The sequence below is a fragment of the Agromyces sp. P2_B3 genome (assembly GCF_056404815.1).
Map to the genome: position 1 here is coordinate 252137 of NZ_JBFUDH010000007.1, position 21488 is coordinate 273624.

The 21488-nt window shown below is 72.5% G+C and carries 17 protein-coding genes and 1 tRNA gene; 9 read left to right on the forward strand and 9 right to left on the reverse strand.

The window, feature by feature from the left end; all coding sequences use genetic code 11:
• Positions 1-11: 11 nt before the first annotated feature.
• Positions 12-1022 (reverse strand): tRNA (adenine-N1)-methyltransferase, encoded by a 1011-nt coding sequence (locus AC1DZA_RS12810; protein WP_476761560.1) that lies wholly within the window; start codon positions 1020-1022, stop codon positions 12-14.
• Entirely contained in the window at positions 1019-1693 is a 675-nt protein-coding gene (locus AC1DZA_RS12815; protein WP_476773006.1) for an HAD family hydrolase, read from the reverse strand. The genes AC1DZA_RS12810 and AC1DZA_RS12815 overlap by 4 nt, the downstream gene beginning before the upstream one ends.
• A gap of 75 nt (positions 1694-1768) precedes the next feature.
• On the opposite strand from AC1DZA_RS12815, the gene AC1DZA_RS12820 reads away from it, so the two are divergent.
• Positions 1769-2716 carry a PAC2 family protein gene (locus AC1DZA_RS12820; RefSeq protein ID WP_476773007.1) on the forward strand — a complete coding sequence of 316 codons (948 nt, stop codon included), beginning with the start codon at positions 1769-1771 and terminating at the stop codon, positions 2714-2716.
• Between the two features lie 43 nt (positions 2717-2759).
• Here the strand turns inward: AC1DZA_RS12820 and AC1DZA_RS12825 are convergent, their stop codons facing one another.
• Positions 2760-3578, reverse strand: coding sequence for an undecaprenyl-diphosphate phosphatase (locus tag AC1DZA_RS12825; RefSeq protein ID WP_309978590.1), 819 nt, complete (start codon positions 3576-3578; stop codon positions 2760-2762).
• Positions 3579-3633: 55 nt separating this feature from the next.
• Positions 3634-4959 carry a M20/M25/M40 family metallo-hydrolase gene (locus tag AC1DZA_RS12830; protein WP_476773008.1) on the reverse strand — a complete coding sequence of 442 codons (1326 nt, stop codon included), beginning with the start codon at positions 4957-4959 and terminating at the stop codon, positions 3634-3636.
• 112 nt (positions 4960-5071) lie between these two features.
• On the opposite strand from AC1DZA_RS12830, the gene AC1DZA_RS12835 reads away from it, so the two are divergent.
• The 6 genes from AC1DZA_RS12835 to AC1DZA_RS12860 all read left to right on the forward strand — a co-directional run bounded on the left by AC1DZA_RS12835 (position 5072) and on the right by AC1DZA_RS12860 (position 13225).
• Positions 5072-5155 (forward strand) — tRNA-Leu (locus tag AC1DZA_RS12835).
• A gap of 144 nt (positions 5156-5299) precedes the next feature.
• Positions 5300-6025: a hypothetical protein gene (locus AC1DZA_RS12840; protein ID WP_476773009.1), complete on the forward strand. Its 726-nt coding sequence runs from the start codon at positions 5300-5302 to the stop codon at positions 6023-6025.
• Positions 6022-7569 carry a DNA polymerase Y family protein gene (locus AC1DZA_RS12845; RefSeq protein ID WP_476773010.1) on the forward strand — a complete coding sequence of 516 codons (1548 nt, stop codon included), beginning with the start codon at positions 6022-6024 and terminating at the stop codon, positions 7567-7569. Before AC1DZA_RS12840 ends, AC1DZA_RS12845 begins: the two co-directional genes overlap by 4 nt.
• A 16-nt stretch (positions 7570-7585) precedes the next feature.
• A complete protein-coding gene (locus AC1DZA_RS12850; protein ID WP_476773011.1) occupies positions 7586-11065 on the forward strand; it encodes an error-prone DNA polymerase in 3480 nt (1159 codons plus the stop codon).
• A gap of 9 nt (positions 11066-11074) precedes the next feature.
• Complete coding sequence (locus AC1DZA_RS12855) at positions 11075-11947, forward strand: DUF3097 domain-containing protein (RefSeq protein WP_476773012.1); 873 nt, start codon at positions 11075-11077, stop codon at positions 11945-11947.
• Positions 11948-12130: 183 nt separating this feature from the next.
• Positions 12131-13225, forward strand: coding sequence for a VIT1/CCC1 transporter family protein (locus AC1DZA_RS12860; protein WP_476773013.1), 1095 nt, complete (start codon positions 12131-12133; stop codon positions 13223-13225).
• 22 nt (positions 13226-13247) lie between these two features.
• Here the strand turns inward: AC1DZA_RS12860 and AC1DZA_RS12865 are convergent, their stop codons facing one another.
• A complete protein-coding gene (locus tag AC1DZA_RS12865; protein WP_159606183.1) occupies positions 13248-13724 on the reverse strand; it encodes an Lrp/AsnC family transcriptional regulator in 477 nt (158 codons plus the stop codon).
• A gap of 111 nt (positions 13725-13835) precedes the next feature.
• Between AC1DZA_RS12865 and AC1DZA_RS12870 the strand changes: the two genes are divergently transcribed.
• A complete protein-coding gene (locus tag AC1DZA_RS12870) occupies positions 13836-15062 on the forward strand; it encodes a trans-sulfuration enzyme family protein (protein ID WP_476773014.1) in 1227 nt (408 codons plus the stop codon).
• A gap of 39 nt (positions 15063-15101) precedes the next feature.
• On the opposite strand, the gene AC1DZA_RS12875 is transcribed toward AC1DZA_RS12870, so the two are convergent.
• Together AC1DZA_RS12875 and AC1DZA_RS12880 are read right to left on the reverse strand one after the other, a co-directional pair.
• A complete protein-coding gene (locus AC1DZA_RS12875) occupies positions 15102-16529 on the reverse strand; it encodes an MFS transporter (protein ID WP_476773015.1) in 1428 nt (475 codons plus the stop codon).
• A gap of 97 nt (positions 16530-16626) precedes the next feature.
• Entirely contained in the window at positions 16627-18432 is a 1806-nt protein-coding gene (locus AC1DZA_RS12880) for a DEAD/DEAH box helicase (protein ID WP_476773016.1), read from the reverse strand.
• Between the two features lie 63 nt (positions 18433-18495).
• On the opposite strand from AC1DZA_RS12880, the gene AC1DZA_RS12885 reads away from it, so the two are divergent.
• Positions 18496-19281, forward strand: a complete 786-nt coding sequence (locus AC1DZA_RS12885; protein ID WP_476762667.1) for an SGNH/GDSL hydrolase family protein — start codon at positions 18496-18498, stop codon at positions 19279-19281.
• Here AC1DZA_RS12885 and AC1DZA_RS12890 read toward each other — a convergent pair.
• Positions 19263-20588 (reverse strand): D-alanyl-D-alanine carboxypeptidase family protein, encoded by a 1326-nt coding sequence (locus AC1DZA_RS12890; protein ID WP_476773017.1) that lies wholly within the window; start codon positions 20586-20588, stop codon positions 19263-19265. The genes AC1DZA_RS12885 and AC1DZA_RS12890 overlap by 19 nt on opposite strands.
• Positions 20585-21418, reverse strand: a complete 834-nt coding sequence (locus AC1DZA_RS12895) for a TrmH family RNA methyltransferase (RefSeq protein WP_476773018.1) — start codon at positions 21416-21418, stop codon at positions 20585-20587. The genes AC1DZA_RS12890 and AC1DZA_RS12895 overlap by 4 nt, the downstream gene beginning before the upstream one ends.
• Between the last annotated feature and the right edge of the window lie 70 nt (positions 21419-21488).

Below are 21488 nucleotides of genomic sequence, written 5' to 3' on the forward strand. Positions count from 1 at the left end.
GCGTTGGTAGCCTACAAGGCTTCGCCTGCGGGATCGGTGTCGGCCGCCCGCGAGCGCTCGGCCGCGGCATCCGCTGCCCGCACCCGCTTGCGGAGCGCCTTCGCGCTCACGGCGCGTTCGCCGAGCGCACCGGGCGTCCACGCCTCGACGTCCTCGTCGCTGAACTCCGTCTTCGACGGGCGCCGCTTGAGCTCGGGCAGCACCGTGTCGGGCGCGAGCCGGCGGGCGGTCAGGAGGAAGCCGGTGTGGGCGATCATGCGGTGGTCGGGACGGACCGCGAGCCCCTGCACGTGCCATCCGCGCACCATCGTCTCGGTCGACTGCGGCTCGGTGTACTCCCCCGTCGCCCGGATCGCCTCGGCGACCCGCGACAGCTGGGTGGCGGTCGCGATGTAGCAGAGCAGCACGCCCCCGGGCTTCAGCGCATCGGACACGACGTCGATGCACTCCCAGGGCGCGAGCATGTCGAGCACGACGCGGTCGACGGATGCCGCGGGCGCCGCCTCGGGCAGCGCCAGTGCCAGGTCGCCGAGCGTGATCGACCAGTTCTCGGGGTCGTAGCCGTGGAAGGTGGCGACGTTGCCGCGCGCGACCTCGGCGAACTCCTCGCGGCGCTCGAATGACAGCAACCGGCCCGAGGGGCCGATGCCGCGGAGCAGCCAGAGCGACAGGGCGCCCGAGCCGACGCCCGCCTCGACGACGGTGGCGCCGGGGAAGATGTCGGCCTGCGCGAGGATCTGCGCGGCGTCCTTCGGGTACACGATCGCCGCGCCGCGCGGCATCGACATGACGAAGTCGCTGAGCAGCGGGCGCAGCGCGAGGTACTCGATGCCCACCTGGTTGGCGACGACCGAGCCGTCGGGCAGTCCGATGAGGTCGTCGTGCGCGATGGGGCCCTTGTGCGAGTGGAAGAGCTTGCCCGGCTCGAGGGTGATGGTGTGCATGCGGCCCTTGGGCCCGGTCAGCTGCACCCGGTCGCCGGCCCGGAACGGTCCGCTGCGCTCGCCTCGGCTCTCGCTCACGCGCGGGCCTCGCGGACCTCAAGGAGCGCCGCGACATCCGACACCGACTTGTCGGCGAGGGTCTGCCACAGCACGTGCGCCGGTGCCTCGGCGAGGTCGAGGATGTTCGGCACGCCCACCGTGACCGCGCCGGCCGACCAGGCCGAGGTGAGTCCGGCGGGCGAGTCCTCGATCGCGATGCAGTCGCGCACGTCAACGCCGAGGGCCGCGGCCGCCGCGAGGTAGGGCTCGGGGTGCGGCTTCGCGTGCTCGACCGCGTCGCCCGTGACGATGACGTCGAAGGCCTCGAACGGGATCGCCCGCACCACGTCGTCGGCCATCGACCTGACCGACATGGTCACGAGTGCGGTGGGCACGGATGCCTCGCGCAGCGCCTCGAGCAGTTCCCTCGCGCCCGGCCGCCACGGGACGCCGTGCTCGGCGAGCTGCTCCTGCACGCGCGAGGTGAGCCGCGCCACGATCGTGTCGGCGTCGAGGTCGACGCCCGCCGCCTGGAACACCGTCGCCGCCTCCCAGAGGCCGCTGCCGACGAGGCCGAGCGCGTCCTCGTGGGTCCAGCGGCCGCCGAAGGACTCGACGAGCTCCTCCTCGGCCGCCATCCAGTAGCGTTCGGTGTCGACGAGGGTTCCGTCCATGTCCCAGAGGACGGCGGCGGGAAGGCGAGTGGTCACAACCCGCAAGTCTACGGGCACGGCCTATTGTGGAGAGGACCCCGGGAGTCAGGGGCGGGAAGCGGGGCACCTGGAGTGGATCAGCGGGCCGGTTTCGAGGGCGGAAGGCTGCTCGTCGTCGCCTTCGAGGGATGGAACGACGCCGGCGAGGCGGCGACCGGGGCGGCGAAGCTGCTCGCGGAGCGGCTCGGCCTCGTCGAGATCGCCGCGGTCGACCCCGAGCTGTACTTCGACTACCAGTTCACCCGGCCCACGGTCGTGATGGGCGACGACGGCTCGCGCCGGCTCGAATGGCCCGGCGCCGCGATCCTCGGCCCAGGCGGGGCGCCGACCGACGAGGTCGACGAACAGGTCACCGGCCCGGGCGCCGACACCCTCCACGTGCTCCTCGGCGCCGAGCCCGCGCGCAGTTGGAAGGGCTTCGCCGCCGAGCTCGTCGACGCCGCGCTCACCGCCGACATCGAGGGCGTCGTGCTCCTCGGCGCCATGCTCGCCGACGCGCCGCACACCCGGCCCCTGTCGGTCTTCGCGTCGAGCGAGAACCGCGAGGTGCGCGACGCGCTCGGCGTGGAACGCTCGAGCTACGAGGGCCCCGTCGGCATCCTCAGCGTCATCGCCGACCAGGCCGAGCGCGCCGGCATCCCCACCGTGTCGCTCTGGGCCTCGGTGCCGCACTACGTGCACAACGCGCCCTCCCCCAAGGCCGTGCTCGCCCTCCTCGGCAAGCTCGAGGAGCTCACCGGCCTCTCCATCCCCCGCGGCACCCTCGAGACCGAGGCGCAGGCGTGGGAGGCCGGCGTGGACGCGCTCGCCGCCGACGACGAGGACATGGCCGGCTACATCACCCAGCTCGAGCAGGCCCGCGACGCGGTCGACGCCCCCGAGGCGAGCGGCGAGGCCATCGCCCAGGAGTTCGAGCGGTACCTCCGGCGCCGAGGCGAGGGTCCCGACGGACGGGCCGACGGTCGCGACGGCCGCGAGGGGCCCCGCGACGAGCCGTGGCGCCCGCGGGACGGCTCGTAGCGGCATCCGTCGCACGTCGTCGAAGCGGATGCCGCGGCATCCGTCACGCGTCGATGACGCCCGTGGCGAGCAGCGCGAAGATCGTGCCGCCGAGCAGGATGCGGTAGATCACGAACGGCAGGAAGCTGTGCCGCGAGATCCACTGCATGAAGAAGGCGATGACCAGGATCGCGACGACGAAGGCGACGAGCGTGGCCGCGGCGGTCTCGATGGGGCCGTAGACGGAGGGCTCCCCCATGCTCTTGAACAGCTGGAAGAACCCCGAGCCGAAGACGGCGGGGATGGCGAGCAGGAACGCGTAGCGTGCGGCGGCGCCCCGCTCGTAGCCGAGGAACAGGCCGGCGGTGATCGTGCCGCCCGAGCGCGAGACGCCGGGGATCAGGGCGAGCGCCTGGGCGAATCCGAAGATGATGCCGTGCGGCACGGTCAACTCGTCGAGCTTGCGCCGCTTCGCCCCGGCCCAGTCGGCGAGGCCGAGGATGATGCCGAACACCACGAGCATCGTCGCGACGATCCAGAGCGAGCGGAACGTGGTCTCGATCTCGTCCTGGAACAGGATGCCGAGCACGACGATCGGGATCGAGCCGACGATGATCAGCCAGCCCATGCGGGCATCGGGGTCGTTGCGCGGCACGCGACCGGTGAACGAGCCGAACCAGTGCGAGACGATGCGCACGATGTCCCGCCAGAAGAACACCACGACCGCCGTCTCGGTGCCGAGCTGCGTGATCGCGGTGAACGCCGCCCCCGGATCCTGGGCGCCGGGGAGGAACTCCCCCAGGATGCGCAGGTGCGCACTCGAGGAGACGGGGAGGAATTCGGTGAGGCCCTGGACGAACCCGAGGATGAGCGCTTCGAGCACAGTGGTATCCGCCTTCCGCCTCCGCGGAAGCCGGAGGAACGAGACCGGTCTTTGGTCAGTAGCTGAGCAACAGGTCTCGCAGGACCCTGTTACCGAAGGATAGTGCGTCGAGCGGCACTCGTTCATCAACCCCGTGGAACATCGCGGGGAAATCGAGGTCGTCGGGCAGGCGCAGCGGCGCGAAGCCGTATCCGGCGATGCCGAGGCGACTGAGCGACTTGTTGTCGGTGCCGCCCGAGAGCAGGTACGGGAACACTCGGGCACCCGGGTCGTGCGCGCCGAGCGAGCGGGTGACCGCGTCGACGAGCGGCCCGCGGGTGGATGCCTCGAGCCCGACGTCCTTGTGCACGAACTCGATCTCGATGTCGTCGCCGATGATGGCGCGGACCTCGGCGAGCACGGCCTCCTCCTGGCCGGGCAGCGTGCGGATGTCGACGAGCGCCTCGGCCCGGTCGGGGATGACGTTGTGCTTGTAGCCCGCCTCGAGCTTCGTCGGGTTCGTGGTGGTGCGGAGCGTCGCCGTGATGAACCCCGAGGCCGAGCCCGTGGCCAGGGCGAGCTCGTCGGGCGAGACCTGTTCGGGATCGACGCCGAGGGTGTCGGCGATCGCGGAGAGCAGCTCGCGGGTCGTGTCGGTGAGGTGCAGGGGCCACTCGGTGCGCCCGAGCCGGGCGATCGCCTCGGCGAGCTTGGTCACGGCGTTGTCACGGATGAGGCGCGATCCGTGCGCCGCGACGCCTCGGGCGACGAGCCGCACCCAGATGAGCGACTTCTCCCCCGTCTGCAGGAGGTAGGCCCGTTCGCCGCCGACGGTGATCGAGTAGCCGCCGACCTCGCTGATCGCCTCGGTCGCCCCGTCGAAGAGCTCGGGCCGGTGATCGACGAGCCAGCTCGCCCCCACGCCGCCGCCGGCCTCCTCGTCGGCGAAGTAGGCGACCACGATCTCCCGTTCGGGAAGCTCGCCCGAGCCGAGGATGCCGCCGAGGGCGGTCAGCATCATGGCGTCCATGTCCTTCATGTCGACGGCGCCCCGCCCCCACAGCATGCCGTCGCGCACCTCGCCCGCGAACGGGTCGACGCTCCAGTTGCGCGGGTCGGCCGGCACGACGTCGAGGTGGCCGTGCAGCACGAGCGCGGGCTTGTCGGGGTTCCGTCCCGGCACGCGCGCGACGACGCTGGTGCGCCGGGGCTCGGGCTCGAACAGCTCGGGCGCGAGGCCCATGGCGGCGAGCTTTGCCTCGACGTACTCGGCGGCCTCGCGCTCGCCTTCGGCCCGTCCTTCGCCGTAGTTCGTCGTGTCGATCCGGATGAGGTCCCTGGCGATCACCGCCGTCTCGTCGAGGTCGTCGATCGGGCGCTGGACTGCGGATGACTCGGCCATGCGTTCACCGTAGCCGCCGCCATCGGGGCCGGGCCACCGGCGTTCGAAGCGCCCCTGAATCCGTGCTAATGTCTTCTCTCGGGCCTCCGAGCGATCGAGGGCCTGACACAACGCGCGGGTGGCGGAAATGGCAGACGCGCTAGCTTGAGGTGCTAGTGCCCTAACGGGCGTGGGGGTTCAAGTCCCCCCTCGCGCACGCGTTGTGAAGAAGGCCGGATCATCATGATCCGGCCTTCTTTCGTTTTGCCGTCGCTTTCTCGCTAATGGGTCCCGGATGCCGGGACGGTCGGCTCCCCGGACTTGCCACCTTCGAACATATGTTCGAAACTGGGGTATGACCATGACCGCTCCCCGCATCGCCCCGGCACCCGGTCCGGCGCGCGTCGAGGAGCTGCAGGCCCGGATCCGCGGGATGCAGGCGACCCGGCTCGACTCCAAGGCCGTGCCGACGCATCCGGCGCTCGCCTCCGTGCTGCCGGGCGGCACGCTCCGCGAGGGCACGGTCGTGCAGGTCGAGGGCTCGACCACCCTGCTCATGGCCCTCCTCGCCGGCCCCAGCGCGAGCGGCCGGTGGGTGGCGGTGGCCGGCATGCCCGAGTTCGGGGTCGAGGCCGCCGCACGGTTCGGCATCGACCTCGAGCGGCTCGTGCTCGTGCCCGACCCCGGGCGGCAGTGGCTCACGGTCGTCGCCGCGCTCGCCGACGTCATACCGGTGGTCGCGGTGCGGCCGGCGGGCCGGGTCTCCCCCGCCGAGACGAGTCGCCTGCAGGCCAGGCTCCGACAGCGCGGCACCACGCTGCTCGTCGCGGGCGAATGGGCGGGCAGCGACGCCCGCCTCGGGGTCGAGGCGAGCGAATGGCAGGGGCTCGAGCATGGGCACGGGCACCTCGCCGAACGCGAGGTGGTCGTGAGCGTCGCCGGCCGCGGCGAGTTCGTGCGTCGTGCCCGGTCGCGGCTGCGCCTGCCCGGCCGCTCGCTCGAGTTCGCGCCCGCCGATCCCGCCGGCGTCCCCGAGGCCGCCCCGCCGGTGCGCCTCGACGACCTCGAACGACGGGCCACCGGATGACCGCCGACCTCGGCCGCACCATCGTGCTCTGGTGCCCCGACTGGCCCATCCTCGCGGTGTGCCGCGAGCACGGCCTCGAAGCCGACGCGCCCCTCGCCCTCGTCGAGGCCGGCCTCGTCTACGCCTGCTCGCCCGCCGCGCGACGCGACGGCGTGACCCGCGGGCTGAAGCTCCGCGAGGCGCAGTACCGCTCCCCCGGGCTCACGGTGCTCGACTACGACATCGCCCTCGACGTGCGCGCCTTCGAACCCGTCGTGCGACGGGTCGAGGCCACGGTGCCAGGCGTGCAGCTCGTGCGCCCCGGCACGCTCGCCATGCGGGCTCGAGGCCCCGCACGCTACTACGGCGGCGAGGCGGCCGCGGCGGCGGCCCTCCTCGAGACCGTGGCCGAGCTCGGGGTGCCCGGCGCCAGGGTCGGCGTCGCCAACGGGCCCTTCGCCGCCGAGCAGGCCGCCCGGGCGGCGCGAGGGCCCGCGTCCGTCGAGATCGTCCCGCACGGGGCATCCGCCGTCTTCATCGCCCCGCTGCCGGTGGGGCTCGTGGTCGATCCCCGCACCACGACACTGCTCAACCGGCTCGGCGTGCGCACCCTCGGCGAGTTCGCGGCGCTTCCCGCCGACGACGTGCGCCGCCGGTTCGGGGCCGCAGGGGCGTTCGCGCACGACCGCGCCGCCGGGCGCGAGCAGGCCAGGGTGATCGCCCGCACCCCGCCGCCCGAGTTCGAGGTGGAGCAGCACTTCGAGCCGCCCCTCGACCGCGTCGACCAGCTCGCGTTCGCGTTCCGGGTGCGGGCCGAGGAGTTCATCGAGCGCATGCGGTCGGTGCGGCTCGTGTGCACGGGCCTGCGCATCGAGCTCGACGACGAGGGCGGCGGCCACTCGAGCCGCAGCTGGCTGCATCCGCGGTGGTTCACGCCGGCCGACGTCGTCGACCGCGTGCGGTGGCAGCTGCAGGGCGCCGGCACCGCCGACAGCGGGCTCGCCTCGCCGATCGTGCGGCTGCGGGTCATCCCCGAGCGCATCGACTCCACGGGCAACCACGAGGAGGGCCTGTGGGGCGGCGGCCCCGACGAGCGCGTGCACCACGGGCTCACCCGCGTGCAGAGCATGCTCGGGCACGAGGCGGTGGTGACCGCGACCATCGGCGGCGGTCGCATGCTCGCCGACCGGCAGGTGCTCGTGCCCTGGGGCGACCGACCGCCCGAGCACGCCGGCGACGCGCCGTGGCCCGGCAGCCTGCCCACGCTCGCGCCCGCGAGCGTCTTCCGCGAACGGCTGCCGATCGCCCTGCTCGACGGGCGCGGCGGCATCGTCGCCATCGACGATCGCGGGGCGATCTCGGCGGCGCCCGACCGGTTCGCCGTCGGCGGCCGTGAGGCGACGCCGGTCCGGGCGTGGGCGGGGCCGTGGCCGGTGGTCGAACGCTGGTGGGACGCCGAGCACGCCAAGCGCGTGCACCGGTTCCAGGTCGTCGACGACGACGGCTGCGCGTGGCTCCTCGTCCGCGACCGCGAGGGCTGGTGGGCCGAGGCGAGGTACGACTGATGGGCCGGGTGTAGCAGTGGGCTGGAACAATCCGTCGATCCCGTGGTCGGACCTCGAGCGCAAGCTCTCCGACCAGCGGCGGCCGGGCGGCCCGCCGCTCATCGCCGACGGCGGCGACAGTCCGGCATGGAGCCGCAAGCGGCATCCGTACCGCCCGTCAGAGGGCCTCGAGGTGCAGGCCGGGCCGATCGTGCCCTACGCCGAGCTGCATGCGCACTCCACGTTCAGCTTCCTCGACGGCGCCTCGACGCCCGAGCAGCTGGTCGAGGAGGCGCACCGCCTCGGCCTCTCGGGGCTCGCGATGACCGACCACGACGGCTTCTACGGCATCGTGCGCTTCGCCGAGGCGGCCGAGAGCTTCCCCGAGCTCGCCACCGTGTTCGGCGCCGAGCTCTCGCTCGGCCTCACCGAGCCGCAGATGGGCGCCGCCGACCCCGAGGGTGAGCACCTGCTCGTGCTCGCCCGGCAGGAGGCCGGCTACCACCGTCTCGCCAGCGCGATCACCGCCGGCCAGCTCGCCGGGGGCGAGAAGGGCCGGCCCACGTACTCGCTGGAAGAGCTCGCCGAGCATTCCGGCAATGAATGGATCATCCCCACCGGATGCCGTAAGGGAATGGTTCGCCGCGCACTCGCCGCGGGCGGGGTGGATGCCGCGTGGCGCGGGCTCGACCGGCTCATCGCGCTCTTCGGCCGTGACCATGTCGTCGTGGAGCTCTTCGACCACGGGCATCCGCTCGACCAGGACGCCAACGACGCCCTCGCCGGCCTCGCCGAACGGGCGAGGCTGCCGCTGCTCGCCACGAACGCGGTGCACTACGCCACCCCGGGTGAGCACCGGCTCGCCTCCGCGCTCGCGGCGGTGCGGGCCAGGCGCAGCCTCGACGAGCTCGACGGATGGCTGCCCGCCTCCGACGGGCTGCACCTGCGCTCGGGCGCCGAGATGATGCGCCGGTTCGAGCGCTACCCGGGCGCGGTCTCGCGGTCGGTCACGCTCGCCGAGGAGCTCGGGTTCCGGCTGCGGAGCGCCCGTCCGCGGCTTCCCCGCCAGGAGGTGCCCGACGGCCACACCCCCATGAGCTGGCTGCGCGAGCTCGTGTGGGCGGGTGCGGAGAAGCGCTACCCAGGTCTCCCCCACCACGTGCGCGAGCGACTCGCCCGCGAGCTCGACGTCATCGAGCAGAAGGACTTCCCCGGCTACTTCCTCATCGTGTACGACCTGGTGCGCGAGGCGCGCAGCCGCGGCATCCTGTGCCAGGGGCGCGGTTCGGCCGCGAATTCGGCGGTCTGCTACGTGCTGGACATCACCGCGGTCGACTCGATCTTCTTCGACCTGCCGTTCGAGCGGTTCCTCTCCGCGCTGCGCGACGAGGAGCCCGACATCGACGTGGACTTCGACTCCGACCGCCGCGAGGAGATCATCCAGTACGTCTACGGCAAGTACGGACGGAACAACGCCGCGCAGGTGGCGAACGTGATCAGCTACCGGCCCAAGGCCGCGGTGCGCGACATGGCGAAGGCGCTCGGCTACTCCACCGGGCAGCAGGACGCCTGGTCACGACAGGTCGAGCGGTGGGGCGCGGTGGTCTCCACCGACGACCACGACATCCCCGCGCCCGTCGTCGAGCTCGCCGAGCAGCTGCTCACGTTCCCCCGCCACCTCGGCATCCACTCGGGGGGCATGGTGCTCACCGATCGCCCGGTCGGCGAGGTGTGCCCCATCGAGCACGCCCGCAAGGAGAACCGCACGGTTCTGCAGTGGGATAAGGACGACTGCGCCTGGATGGGCCTCGTGAAGTTCGACCTGCTGGGGCTCGGCATGCTCGCCGCCCTGCAGTACACGTTCGACCTCATCCGCGAGCACACCGGTGAGCAGTGGGAGCTGGCCACCATCCCGAAAGAAGAGGCTGCCGTCTACGACATGCTCTGCCGCGCCGACTCGATCGGGGTCTTCCAGGTCGAGAGCCGCGCACAGATGGGCACGCTCCCCCGGTTGCAGCCGCGCTGCTTCTACGACCTCGTGGTCGAGATCGCCCTCATCCGGCCCGGCCCCGTGCAGGGCGGCGCCGTGCATCCTTACATCCGCCGGCGCACCGGCGAGGAGCCCGTCACCTACCTGCATCCCAACCTCGAACCCGTGCTCGCCCGCACGCTGGGCGTGCCGCTCTTCCAGGAGCAGCTCATGCAGATGGCCGTCGCCGTGGGCAACTGCAGCGCCGCCGACGCCGACCTGCTGCGGCGGGCGATGGGCTCCAAGCGCGGCGTCGAGAAGATCGAGCGGCTCCGCTCGAAGCTCTACGAGGGCATGGCCGAGAACGGCATCGAGCCCGACGTGGCCGACTCGATCTACGCGAAGATCGAGGCGTTCGCCAACTTCGGCTTCGCCGAGAGCCACGCCCTGAGCTTCGGCCTGCTGGTCTACGCGAGCTCGTGGCTGAAGCTGCACTACCCCGCCGCATTCCTCGCGGCCCTCCTCCGCGCCCAGCCCATGGGCTTCTACTCGCCGGCGACGCTCACCTCCGACGCGCGACGGCACGGCGTCGAGATGCTCCGCCCCGACATCCTGCGCTCTGGCGTCGACGCGGGGCTCGAGACGACCGGCACGGATGCGGCATCCGGGGACGGTGGTGGCGGCGACCGCCGCGCCGACGGCGGTGGCGGAGGCGGCCGCCGTGTCGGCGGCAGCCGCGAGGCGACCGGCATGGCGGCCTGCATCGACCCCGTGCAGCCGCCCATCAGCCGGTTCGACCGCACCGCCCCCGACCGGTCGTCAGAGCATCGGCGCGACGGCGCGTTCGCCGTGCGACTGGGCCTCGCCGACGTCTCCTCGATCGGCACGGTCGTCGCCGAGCGCATCGTCGCCGAACGCGAGGCGCACGGACCCTACCGCGACATGGCCGACGTCTCGCGCCGGGCCGGACTCAACGCCGAGCAGCTCGAGGCGCTCGCCGCGGCCGGCGCGTTCGACGTCTTCGGCCTGCAGCGCCGCGAGGCGCTCTGGCTCGCGGGCGAGGCCGCCGAGGACCGCGAGGAGTACCTCGCCGGATCGATTGTCGTCGTGCAGCCGCCGCTCCTGCCGATGCTGAGCCCAGCCGAGCAGGTGATCTACGACCTGTGGGCGACGGGCATCTCGCCCGACGATCATCCGATCCGCCACATCCGCGAGCAGCTCGACGAGCGAGGGGCGATCCGCATCGACCTCCTCAGCCACGCCGAGAGCGGACGTCGCATCGAGGTCGGCGGCGTGGTCACCCATCGGCAGCGACCCGCCACCGCCAGCGGCATCACCTTCATGAACCTGGAGGACGAGTCCGGCACGCTCAACGTCATCGCCGGCGTGGGCGTCTGGACCAGGTATCGCCGCCTGGCCCGCGAGGCGCCGGCGCTGATCGTGCGGGGCATCCTCGAACGCTCTCCCGAGGGGGTCACCAACCTCGTCGCCGACCGGTTCGAGCGCCTCACCGTGTCGGCGCCCACCCGCTCACGCGACTTCCGTTAGCCTCGACCGGTGCCGACTGCGACCCACGACCAGAACGGACCCGACCGCTACGGCGCCGACGTGCTCGCCGGCGACTGGCGGGCACAGGGTCGACGCGTCATCCCGACCGTGGCCGTGGAACGCGACCTCGTCGTCGAGCTCGCCGCCGACGGATTCTGCGGGGCCGTGGTCGCCGCCGACAAGCGGACGGTCACGCTCGAGGATCGCCTCGGACGACGGCGCATGTTCCCGCTCGGGCACGGCTTCCTCATCGACGGCGAGGCGGTGCAGCTCGCCGCCCCCGCCCCGAAGGCACCGGTCGGTCGGATCCGCACGGCGTCGGGCTCCTTCGCCGTCGAGCAGGCGCCGGCACGCGTCGCCCTGCCGAGCCGCATCTTCGTCGAGGGCCGCCACGACGCCGAGCTCGTCGAGAAGGTGTGGGGCGCCGACCTGCGCGTCGAGGGCGTGGTCGTCGAGTACCTCGAGGGCGTCGACGTGCTGGCCGAGCAGCTCGACGAGTTCCAGCCCGGGCCGGGGCGGCGCGCCGGCATCCTCGTCGACCACCTCGTGCCCGGCTCCAAGGAGCAGCGCATCGCCGATTCGGTCGCTCGGGGGCGGCACGGGCGCCACGTGCTCGTCGTGGGGCATCCGTTCATCGACGTCTGGCAGGCCGTGAAGCCGGCCCGCCTCGGGCGCGACGCCTGGCCGGTGATCCCCCGCGGCACCGAGTGGAAGCACGGCGTGTGCGAGGCGTTCGGCTGGCCCCACGCGGAGCAGGCCGACATCGCACGTGCGTGGCAGCACATCCTCGGCCGGGTCCGCGGGTACGGCGACCTCGAACCCGCGCTGCTCGGCCGGGTCGAAGAGCTCATCGATTTCGTGACCGCGCCGCGCCAGGACTGACCTCTGCCGGAGCTCCGTCGCCGACCGGCGGTTCGGTGGTCCGAAATCCTGCCAATCCCGGCGAATCGGCCGGATGCCCCTCCCGCCGCCGATATCGTGGCGGAGGCCGCGCAGGCGGCCGTGACGTGATGGGGCGGGAGCAGCCGATCACCGTCGGCCGCTCCCGGGCAGGATGTGGAGCAGATGAGCGACGTACCGCGCACGACGACCGACGCCGACCGCGCGAGGTGGCGGCGTTACCTCGCCGATGAGCGCGCCGAGGCCGCGGTCTACCGCGAGCTCGCCGCACGACGCGAGGGCGAGGAGCGCGAGATCCTCCTGGCGCTGGCCGCCGCGGAGGGGCGCCACGAGGCGCACTGGCTGGCCCTGCTCGACGGCGACGACTCGAAGACGCCGCGCGCCGACGTGCGCACCCGGATGCTCGGCGCCCTCGCCCGCCGATTCGGCTCGATCTTCGTGCTTGCGCTCGCCCAGCGCGCCGAGGCCCGGTCGCCGTACGCGACCGACCCCGACGCGACGCCGGCGATGGCCGCCGACGAGCGGATCCACGGCGAGGTCGTGCGCGGACTCGCCGCTCGCGGCAGGCGACGGCTCGCCGGCACGTTCCGCGCGGCCGTGTTCGGCGCGAACGATGGGCTCGTCTCGAACCTCGCCCTCGTGCTCGGCATCGGCGCGACCGGCGTTCCGGCCTCCGTGGTGCTGTTCACCGGTATCGCGGGCCTCCTCGCCGGAGCGCTCTCGATGGGCGCCGGCGAGTACGTGTCGGTGCGGTCGCAGCGGGAGCTGCTCGAGGCATCCGCCCCCGACCCGACCGCGCGCGAGGCGCTCGTGGACCTCGACATCGACGCGAACGAGCTCGCGCTCGTCTACCGCGCTCGGGGCATGGACGACGCCGAATCGCGGGAGCACGCGGCGCTCGTGATGGCGCGCGTGCAGGCGGCGGGCCAGTCCTCGACGCCCACCGATGCGCTGGCCGTCGTCGCACACGACGACGAGGCCGTCGGCACGGGGCTCGCCGCCGCGATCTCGAGCTTCCTGTTCTTCGCCTCGGGGGCGCTCATCCCCGTGCTCCCCTGGATCTTCGGCCTGAGCGGCACGGCGGCGATCATCACCGCGACCGTGCTCGTGAGCATCGCCCTGCTGGCCACGGGTGCGACGGTCGGACTGCTCTCGGGCGCGTCACCGCTGAAGCGGGCGCTGCGGCAGCTCGGCATCGGCCTCGGCGCCGCGGCGGTCACCTACGTGCTCGGCCTGGCATTCGGCACGTCGATCGGCTGACGCCCGGCAGTGGCGCGACGGATCACCCGACGAGCTTGTTCCAGCCGTCGCCGTCGACGTGTTCGAAGATCAGGTTGGTCTCGGTGTGGGCGACGGCCGGATGCCCCGTGAGGTGGGCGAGCACGAACTCGCGCAGCTCCTCGGCGTCACGGGCGGCGACGTGCAGCAGGTAGTCCTCGGCGCCGGCCATGTGGAAGACCCCGAGCACGCCGGGCAGGTGCGGCACCTGCGCGCGGAACGCGTCGATCTCGCTGCGGTCGTGCTTCACCAGCCGGATGGCGATGAGCGCCTGCAACGAGACGCCGAGCGAGGCCAGGTCGACGTCGACCCGGTAGCCGCGCACCGTGCCGAGGCTCTGCAGCCGGCGCAGCCGAAGCGATACCGTGGACTCGGCCACGCCCACCTCGGCGGCGAGGGCGGCGCCCGACGCGCGGGCGTTCGTGGAGAGCGCCTGGAGCAACGCTCGGTCGACACGGTCGAGTTCGGGTTTCTGCGCCATCGTCGGACCTCCCGGATCACGGCTATGCAGATGCTTCGAGATTTTCAGTGTAGCGCACTAGATCATGCATGACGACTTGCTGTTCGTCACAGCTTCTGCTTCATTCAAGGCATGCAGACATCGTCGTCGCAGTTCGAGACCCGCGCCGTCCACGGCGGCATGAGCGGCGTCCGGGCGAGCGGATCCCACGTGCCCGTCATCGACTTCTCCACCACGAACCCACTGCCGTCGGTCGAGACCGGCGGGCTCTCCTACGAGGAGCTCGCGACCGGCCACGACCTCGGCGAGGGCCGGTCGGCGGTCTACCAGCGCCTCTGGCAGCCCGGCGTCGCCCGCTTCGAGGAGTCGCTCGCCGGCCTCGAGGGCACGGATGGGGCGGTCGCGTTCGGCAGCGGCATGGCCGCGCTCGCGGCAACGCTCATCGCCGCGGCATCCGCGGGCACGCCGCACGTGGTCGCAGTTCGGCCGCTCTACGGCGGCACCGACCACGTGCTCGAGAGCGGACTGCTCGGCACCAGGGTGACCTGGACGGATGCCGCCGGCATCGCCGACGCGGTCGAAGCCGACACGGGCCTCGTCGTCGTCGAGACCCCGGCGAACCCCACGCTCGAACTCGTCGACCTGCGTCGCGTCGTGGATGCCGCCGGCGACGTGCCCGTGCTCGTCGACAACACCTTCGCCACGCCCGTGCTGCAGCGCCCGGCACGGTTCGGCGCCGCGCTCGTGCTGCACAGCGCCACGAAGTACCTCGGCGGGCACGGCGATGTCATGGGCGGGGTGGTCGCAGCCGACCGCGACTGGGTCGAACGGCTCAGGCGGGTTCGCGCGCTCACCGGCGGGCTCCTCCACCCGATGGCGGCGTACCTGCTGCATCGCGGCCTTCGCACGCTGCCCGTGCGCGTGCGGGCGCAGCAGGCCACGGCGCAGCTGCTCGCCGAGCGCCTGGGCGAGCATCCGGCGGTCGCTCGGGTGCGCTACCCGGGGCTGCCCGGGCAGGATCCGGCGGGCCTCGTCGGCACGCAACTCGAGGGGCCGGGATCGATCATCGCCCTCGAGCTGGCCGGCGGCTACGACGCCGCGGCCCGCTTCACGGAGTCGTGCGAGCTCGTCACCCACGCCGTCTCACTCGGCGGCGTCGATTCACTCGTGCAGCACCCGGCGTCGCTCACGCACCGCCCCGTGGCTGGCGACGCGAAGCCCGATGCCGCCGTCGTGCGCCTCTCGATCGGACTCGAGCACGTCGACGACCTGACGGCGGACCTCATGGCGGCGCTCGACGCGGCGGCCGAGGTCGGCGGCCTCGTCACGCGGCCACGACACCACGCGACCGTCGCCTGACCGCTCCGGGGCGCGTCGGGCCGCGTCAGGCCCCGCGGCTCACTCGACGGTGTGCGGCGGGATGTGCGTGGAGCCGGTCGAGGGCGCCTCGGCCGGCGGCGGTGTCGCGCCCGTGGCATCCGGACTCGCCGCGGGATTCCGGATGCCGATCCACGAGACGATTCCGCCGATGACGAGGAACACCGCGGTGGCCGTCGCCGCCCGGTGGTATCCGTCGACGTCGAGCTGCGTGCCCACGATCACGCCGAGGCTCGCGATCGCGACGAGGCCGGCGATGCGGGCCACCGCGTTGTTCACGGCCGACCCGATGCCGGCCCGGGCGGGATCCACTGCGCCGAGGATCGCCGACGTGAGTGGCGCCACGGTCATGGCCATGCCGAGGCCGATGACGAGGATGCCGGGCAGGAACTGCAGCCAGTAGTTCAGCTCGGGCTGGACGCTCAGCGTGAGCAGGTACCCGACCGCCACGATGATCGGCCCGAGCGTCATGAACACCCGGGGGCCGAAGCGCGTGGAGAGCCCGCCGAACCACGACCCGAGCAGCACGAGCATGATCGTCGGAGGCAGGGTCGCGAGTCCCGCCACCGTCGCCGAGAAGCCCGCGGTCTGCTGCAGGAAGATCGTCATGACGAACGGACCCAGCGAGAACGAGGCGTAGACGAACACCGTCGCGAGATTGCCGGCGGCGAAGTTGCGGGCGCGGAACAGCGTGAGCGGCAGCATCGGCTGCGGCACCCGCCGTTCCCAGAGCACGAACGCGACGAGCGAGGCGAGGCCGACGAGGAGCGGCACGTACACCACGGGCGAGTCCCAGCCGAAGCGCTCCTGTTCGATGAGCGCGAACACCGTGCCGCCGAGGCCGACGACGCCGAGCACGGCGCCCACCCAGTCGATGCGCTCGCGGTTCGGGTTCGGGGCGTCCCGGCCGAGGGCGTGCATGAGCACGAGCACGACCGCGATCGGCAGGAGGTTGATCCAGAACACCGCCCGCCACGACGCCAGGTCGACGAGGATGCCGCCGAAGAGCGGTCCGATCAGGAACGCGCTCGTCGTCCAGGCCGTCCAGCGGCCGATGGCCTTGCCCTGCTCGGCCTTGGAGAACGTCGCGATGATCAGGGCGAGCGAGCTCGGCACGAGCAGCGCGCCCGCGGCGCCCTGCAGCGCCCGGCCCATCACGAACACGAGTCCGGTGGGCGCCACCGCACAGAGCACCGACGTCGCCGCGAAGCCGTAGAGCCCGATCCTGATGATGCGGAGCCGGCCGAACGAGTCGGAGAGCGAGCCGGCGAGCAGGATCAGCGACCCGAGGGTCAGCAGGTAGGCGTCGACCGCCCACTGCTGCAGCGCGAGGCCGCCGCCGAGTTCGGCCGCGATCGACGGGAGCGCCACGTTGATGACCGCGCCGTCGAGGAACGCGATGAACGAGACGATGATGGCGACGACGAGCACCCGTGTGCGACGGTCCATCCGTCAATGCTGGCACAGTCGACGGGTGCGCGGTCGGTCCGATGACCGCACGGGCGCCGACCGGTCGCACCGCGGCGACCACGGTGCGCCGATGGCGTCAGCGGTTGCCGAGTCGCCGGCGCAGGAAGTCGATGCGTGCCTGCAGCTGGGTGACCGTGGCCTGCGCGACCGCCGGCCCTCCGCAGACGCGGCGCAGCTCGGCGTGCACCTGCGAGTGCGGCTCGCCGGTGTGCCTGGCCCAGAGCCCGACGAGGCTGTTCAGGAGTGCGCGCTGCTCCTTCAGGGTGCGGTACAGCGCCACCGGCTCGGCTCGGCCCGACTCCTCCGCCTCGGCGGTGTGCTTGCGCCGCTCTCCCGCACGCCGGGCCTGCCTCGCCTGCCGGTGCCGCAGCAGCTCCGAGACCTGCTCGGGCTCCAGGATGCCGGGGATGCCGATGAAGTCGTACTCCTCGTCGCTGCCCGGTTCGGCGAGCGTGCCGAACTCCGTGCCGTCGTAGAGCACGCGGTCGAACGAGGCATCCGACCCGATCGCCTCCCACGTGCCGAGGCCGGCCTCCTCGGAGGCGCGCTCCTCGCGGTTCGCGGACTCGAGGAGGCTGTCGTCGAGGCCGTCATCGTCCTGGTCGCCCGACCGCCGGTCGAGCGCGTGGTCGCGTTCGAGCTCCATCTGCGCGGCGAGGCCCATGAGGGTCGGCACGTTGGGCAGGAAGACCGACGCCGTCTCGCCGCGACGCCGGGCGCGCACGAATCGGCCGATCGCCTGGGCGAAGAAGAGCGGCGTCGACGCGCTCGTCGCGTACACCCCGACGGCGAGGCGGGGCACGTCGACGCCCTCGGACACCATCCGCACCGCCACCATCCAGCGCCGCGTGTTGCCTGAGAACTCCTCGATGCGCGCGCTCGCCTCCTTCTCGTCGGAGAGCACCACGGTGACGGGTTCGCCGCAGATCTGCTCGAGGATCTGCGCATACGCACGGGCGACGGTCTGGTCGGTGGCGATCACCAGGCCCCCGGCGTCGGGGATGCCGTGCCGCACCTCGGTGAGCCGGCGGTCGGCCGCCTGCAGGACCGCCGGGATCCACTCGCCGGTGGGCTCGAGCGCGGTGCGCCACGCCGAGGACGTGATGTCCTTCGTGTTGTCCTCGCCGAGCCGCGCCTCCATCTCGTCGCCGGCCTTCGTGCGCCATCGCATGTGGCCCGCGTACACCATGAAGAGCACCGGCCGCACGACGCCGTCGGCCAGGGCCCGCCCGTAGCCGTAGTTGTAGTCGGTCTTCGAGAGCCGCACGCCATGGTTGTCGGGCACGTACTCCACGAACGGGATCGGCGCCGTGTCGGAGCGGAACGGCGTACCCGTCAGCGACAGCCGCTTCGTCGCCGGCTCGAACGCCTCCCGGATGGCATCGCCCCACGAGAGCGTGTCGCCGCCGTGGTGCACCTCGTCGAGGATGACGAGCGAGCGACCCGAGAGGGTGAGCTCGCGGTGCAGCGCCGGGCGCATCGCGACCTGCGCGTAGGTCACCGCGACGCCGTGGTAGTGGCGGGCAGTCTGGCCATGGGCGTTGCGGAACCCCGGGTCGAGCCGGATGCCGGCGCGCGCCGCGGCATCCGCCCATTGGCGCTTCAGGTGGTCCGTCGGCGCCACGACGGTGATGCGATCGATGAGCCGCCGTGATCGGAGCTCGGCGGCGAGCCGAAGCGCGAACGTCGTCTTGCCCGCGCCCGGGGTCGCGGCGGCGAGGAAGTCGCGCGGCAGGTCGGCCAGGTACTGCTCGAGGGCGTCGGCCTGCCACGCCCGGAGCTTGCTGGCGGTGCCCCAGGCGGCCCGCTCGGGGAACGACGGCGGGAGATGCTCGGCGGCCGAGGTGCCCGGCTGATGGCCGGAAGGGGTCGCTGTGCTCACTGGATTCGAGGGTAGCGGAGCCGCCCGACATCCTCGAACCCGGCGACTTGGCACAATGGGGGGATGGTCACGCAGCAGCATCCCTGGTCGCGCTACGTCGCCCTCGGCGACTCCTTCACGGAGGGCATCGGCGACCCCGAACCCGGCGTACCCGGCGGGCACCGCGGCTGGGCCGATCGCGTCGCCGAGGTCCTGTCGCAGGGCGTCGACGACTTCGCCTACGCGAACCTCGCGGTGCGCGGCAAGCTCATCCAGCAGATCATCGACGAGCAGCTCGAGCCGGCCCTCGCGCTGCGGCCCGACCTCATCACGATCTCCGCGGGCGGCAACGACGTGATCCGGCCGCGCACCGACCCCGACGAGATCGCCGCGCGGTTCGAGTACGCCATCGAGCGCCTCTCCCGCGACCACGCCACCATCGTGATCTTCACGGGCGTCGACGTCGGCTTCTCACCCGTCTTCCGCGGCATCCGGGGCAAGGTGGCGATCTACAACGAGAACCTGCGCACCATCGCCAAGCGCTACGACTGCGTGGTCGCCGACCAGTGGGCGCTGACCGAGATCCAGGACCAGCGCATGTGGGCGCCCGACCGCCTGCACCTCAACGCGCTCGGCCACCACACGGTCGCCCGCATGGTGCTCGCGGCGCTCAACGTCGGGAACGGACTCGAGCCCATGAAGCCCGAACCGCTGCCCGCGAGCACGTGGCGCCAGGCCCGGGTCGAGGACCTGTCGTGGGCCAGGGAGTACCTCGTGCCGTGGGTGCTCCGCCGCATCCGGCATCAGTCGTCGGGCGACCTCATCTCGGCGAAGCGGCCGGATGCCGGTCCCTACTCGCTGCCCGACTGAGCCGGCTTCGGCGCGTCGAGCGCTCCCGGGTTGGCGAGCCGCCACCAGGCGCCCGGGTCCTCGAGGGACGCGTCGAGCACCAGGGGCACGGTGATCTCCTGCGAGCCGGCGTGCACCACGGCCGTGCCGACCTCGTCGCCGCGACTCGCGAGCGTGAGCGGATCGGCACGCACCTCGACGTCGACGGGCGTGTCGTTCCACACGACGACGGTGGCGCCGTCGGTCGTACGGGCGCGGGCCGTGTCGCCCCACGGGGTGTCGTACTCGGCGAGCACCTCGTTCGCCTGGAGCGGTGACACCTCGTGGAAGCCGGGCGCGACGGAGTCGAGCAGTGCGGCGATCGCCTCGTTGAGCACGGCGTGTGTCTCGCCGCCGAGGAGCACGCCCACGACGGTGACCGTGGTGGAGCCGACGGGGTAGTCCGCGGAGAAGAGCAGGTTCGCGGCGTCATCCGTCGTGCCGGTCTTGATGCCGTCGACCCCGTGCGTGCCGAGCAGCTTGTTCGAGTTCTTCAGCTTCCCGATCTCGGGCACCTCCACGGAGGGCAGCGCGACGATCTCGGCGACGGTCGGGTCGGCGAGGGCGAGCTTGCCGAGCTCGACGATCTCGGCCGCCGTGCTCACGTCATCGAGCGACAGGCCGCTCGTGTCGACGAGGCGCGTGTTCACGAGCCCGTGCGCGTCGAGCCACGTGCGGGCGGCGGTCAGGTAGCCGTCGACGGAGCCGAACGCCCAGTTGGCGATCGAGATCGAGTAGTTGCCGCCCGACGGCAGCAGCATCGCCTCGAGGCTCTCGCGGAGTGACAGCGTCGATCCCGCGACCACCGGGGCGACCGACGAGTTCTGCGCCACCTGGTCCCAGTAGATGTCGACGTCGTCCTCGGTGTAGGTGATGTCGGGCCCGCCCTCCCCCGCCGCGACCGGGTGCGCGTCGAGGACGACGAGGGCCGTGATGACCTTGGCGATGCTCGCCATCGGCATGGGCTGCTGCTCGGAGCCGGCCGCGAGCAGCCCGTCGAATCCGACCGCGCCCACGGCGTAGGTGCCGAATCCGGGCAGAGCGAGGGGCTGCGGCGCCGCCGCGACCGGTGCGGGATCGGTGACCTGCGGCGCCGCCGACGGGATGGGTGCCCCGAGCGCGTTGGCCGTGTAGACGCCGCCGCTGACGAGCAGGGCGAGCACCACCGCGAGCACGCTGAACACGACGATGCGCCGACGCCGGTACACGCGAGGGCTCGGCCGCCGCGGCGGGACACCCTGCGTCGGGGGCGTGCTCGACCCGTGCGCCTGCGTGCGCGTCGCGCTCATCGGGCGTCTCCTGCATCGGATGCCGCGGGCTCGACCGCCAGCGCGTACAGCACGACCGCGGCAGCGGCCGCGACGTTGAGCGAGTCCACGCCGTGAGCCATGGGGATCGTGACGACCCGGTCGGATGCCTCGAGCGCGTGCCTGCTGAGTCCGTCGCCCTCGGCGCCGAAGACGAGCGCGAGCCGCTCGGGCGGGTCGGCCGCGAGGTCGCGGAGCGACACGGCGTCGTCGGCGAGGGCGAGTGCCGCGATCGAGAAGTCATGGGCGTGCAGCATCCGCCGCGCCTCGGGCCACTCGGGAAGCCGGGTCCACGGCACCTGGAACACCGTGCCCATGCTCACCCGTACGCTGCGGCGGTAGAGCGGGTCGGCGCAGCGCGGGCTGACGAGCACCGCGTCGGCGCCGAGCGCGGCGACCGAACGGAAGATCGCGCCGACATTGGTGTGGTCGACGATGTCCTCGAGCACCACCACGCGACGCGCGCTCGCGAGCAGGTCGGCGGGGTCTGGCAGCACCGGCCGCTCGAACGCGGCGAGGGCGCCTCGATGCACGCGGTAGCCGGTGATCTCCTCGAGCTGGTCGGGGTCGGCCAGGTGCACCGGAACGTCGAACTGCGCGAGCTCGGCCCCGAGGCCGGCCAGCCACTTCTCCTCCATCAGCACCGAGCGTGGGCGGTGCCCTGCGCCGATCGCGCGGCGGATGACCTTGGCCGACTCGGCGATGTACAGGCCCTCGGCGGGCTCGTGGGCACTGCGCAGGGTCACGTCGGTGAGCCGGGCGTAGTCGGCCACGGCGTCGGATGCCGCGTCGCGGACTCGTTCGATGTGCATGGATCTCCTCCCCCTAGCCTGCCAGTGCGCGAAACATTCCGGAAAACGGACACGTCTAGAATCGGACCAC

Coding starts and splice junctions, on each gene's coding strand:
- AC1DZA_RS12830 (WP_476773008.1), bottom strand. CDS start 4,959: ATGGCCGAGTCATCCGCAGTCCAGCGCCCGATCGACGACCTCGACGAG.
- AC1DZA_RS12840 (WP_476773009.1), top strand. CDS start 5,300: ATGACCGCTCCCCGCATCGCCCCGGCACCCGGTCCGGCGCGCGTCGAG.
- AC1DZA_RS12845 (WP_476773010.1), top strand. CDS start 6,022: ATGACCGCCGACCTCGGCCGCACCATCGTGCTCTGGTGCCCCGACTGG.
- AC1DZA_RS12860 (WP_476773013.1), top strand. CDS start 12,131: ATGAGCGACGTACCGCGCACGACGACCGACGCCGACCGCGCGAGGTGG.
- AC1DZA_RS12865 (WP_159606183.1), bottom strand. CDS start 13,724: ATGGCGCAGAAACCCGAACTCGACCGTGTCGACCGAGCGTTGCTCCAG.
- AC1DZA_RS12870 (WP_476773014.1), top strand. CDS start 13,836: ATGCAGACATCGTCGTCGCAGTTCGAGACCCGCGCCGTCCACGGCGGC.
- AC1DZA_RS12875 (WP_476773015.1), bottom strand. CDS start 16,529: ATGGACCGTCGCACACGGGTGCTCGTCGTCGCCATCATCGTCTCGTTC.
- AC1DZA_RS12885 (WP_476762667.1), top strand. CDS start 18,496: ATGGTCACGCAGCAGCATCCCTGGTCGCGCTACGTCGCCCTCGGCGAC.
- AC1DZA_RS12890 (WP_476773017.1), bottom strand. CDS start 20,588: ATGAGCGCGACGCGCACGCAGGCGCACGGGTCGAGCACGCCCCCGACG.
- AC1DZA_RS12895 (WP_476773018.1), bottom strand. CDS start 21,418: ATGCACATCGAACGAGTCCGCGACGCGGCATCCGACGCCGTGGCCGAC.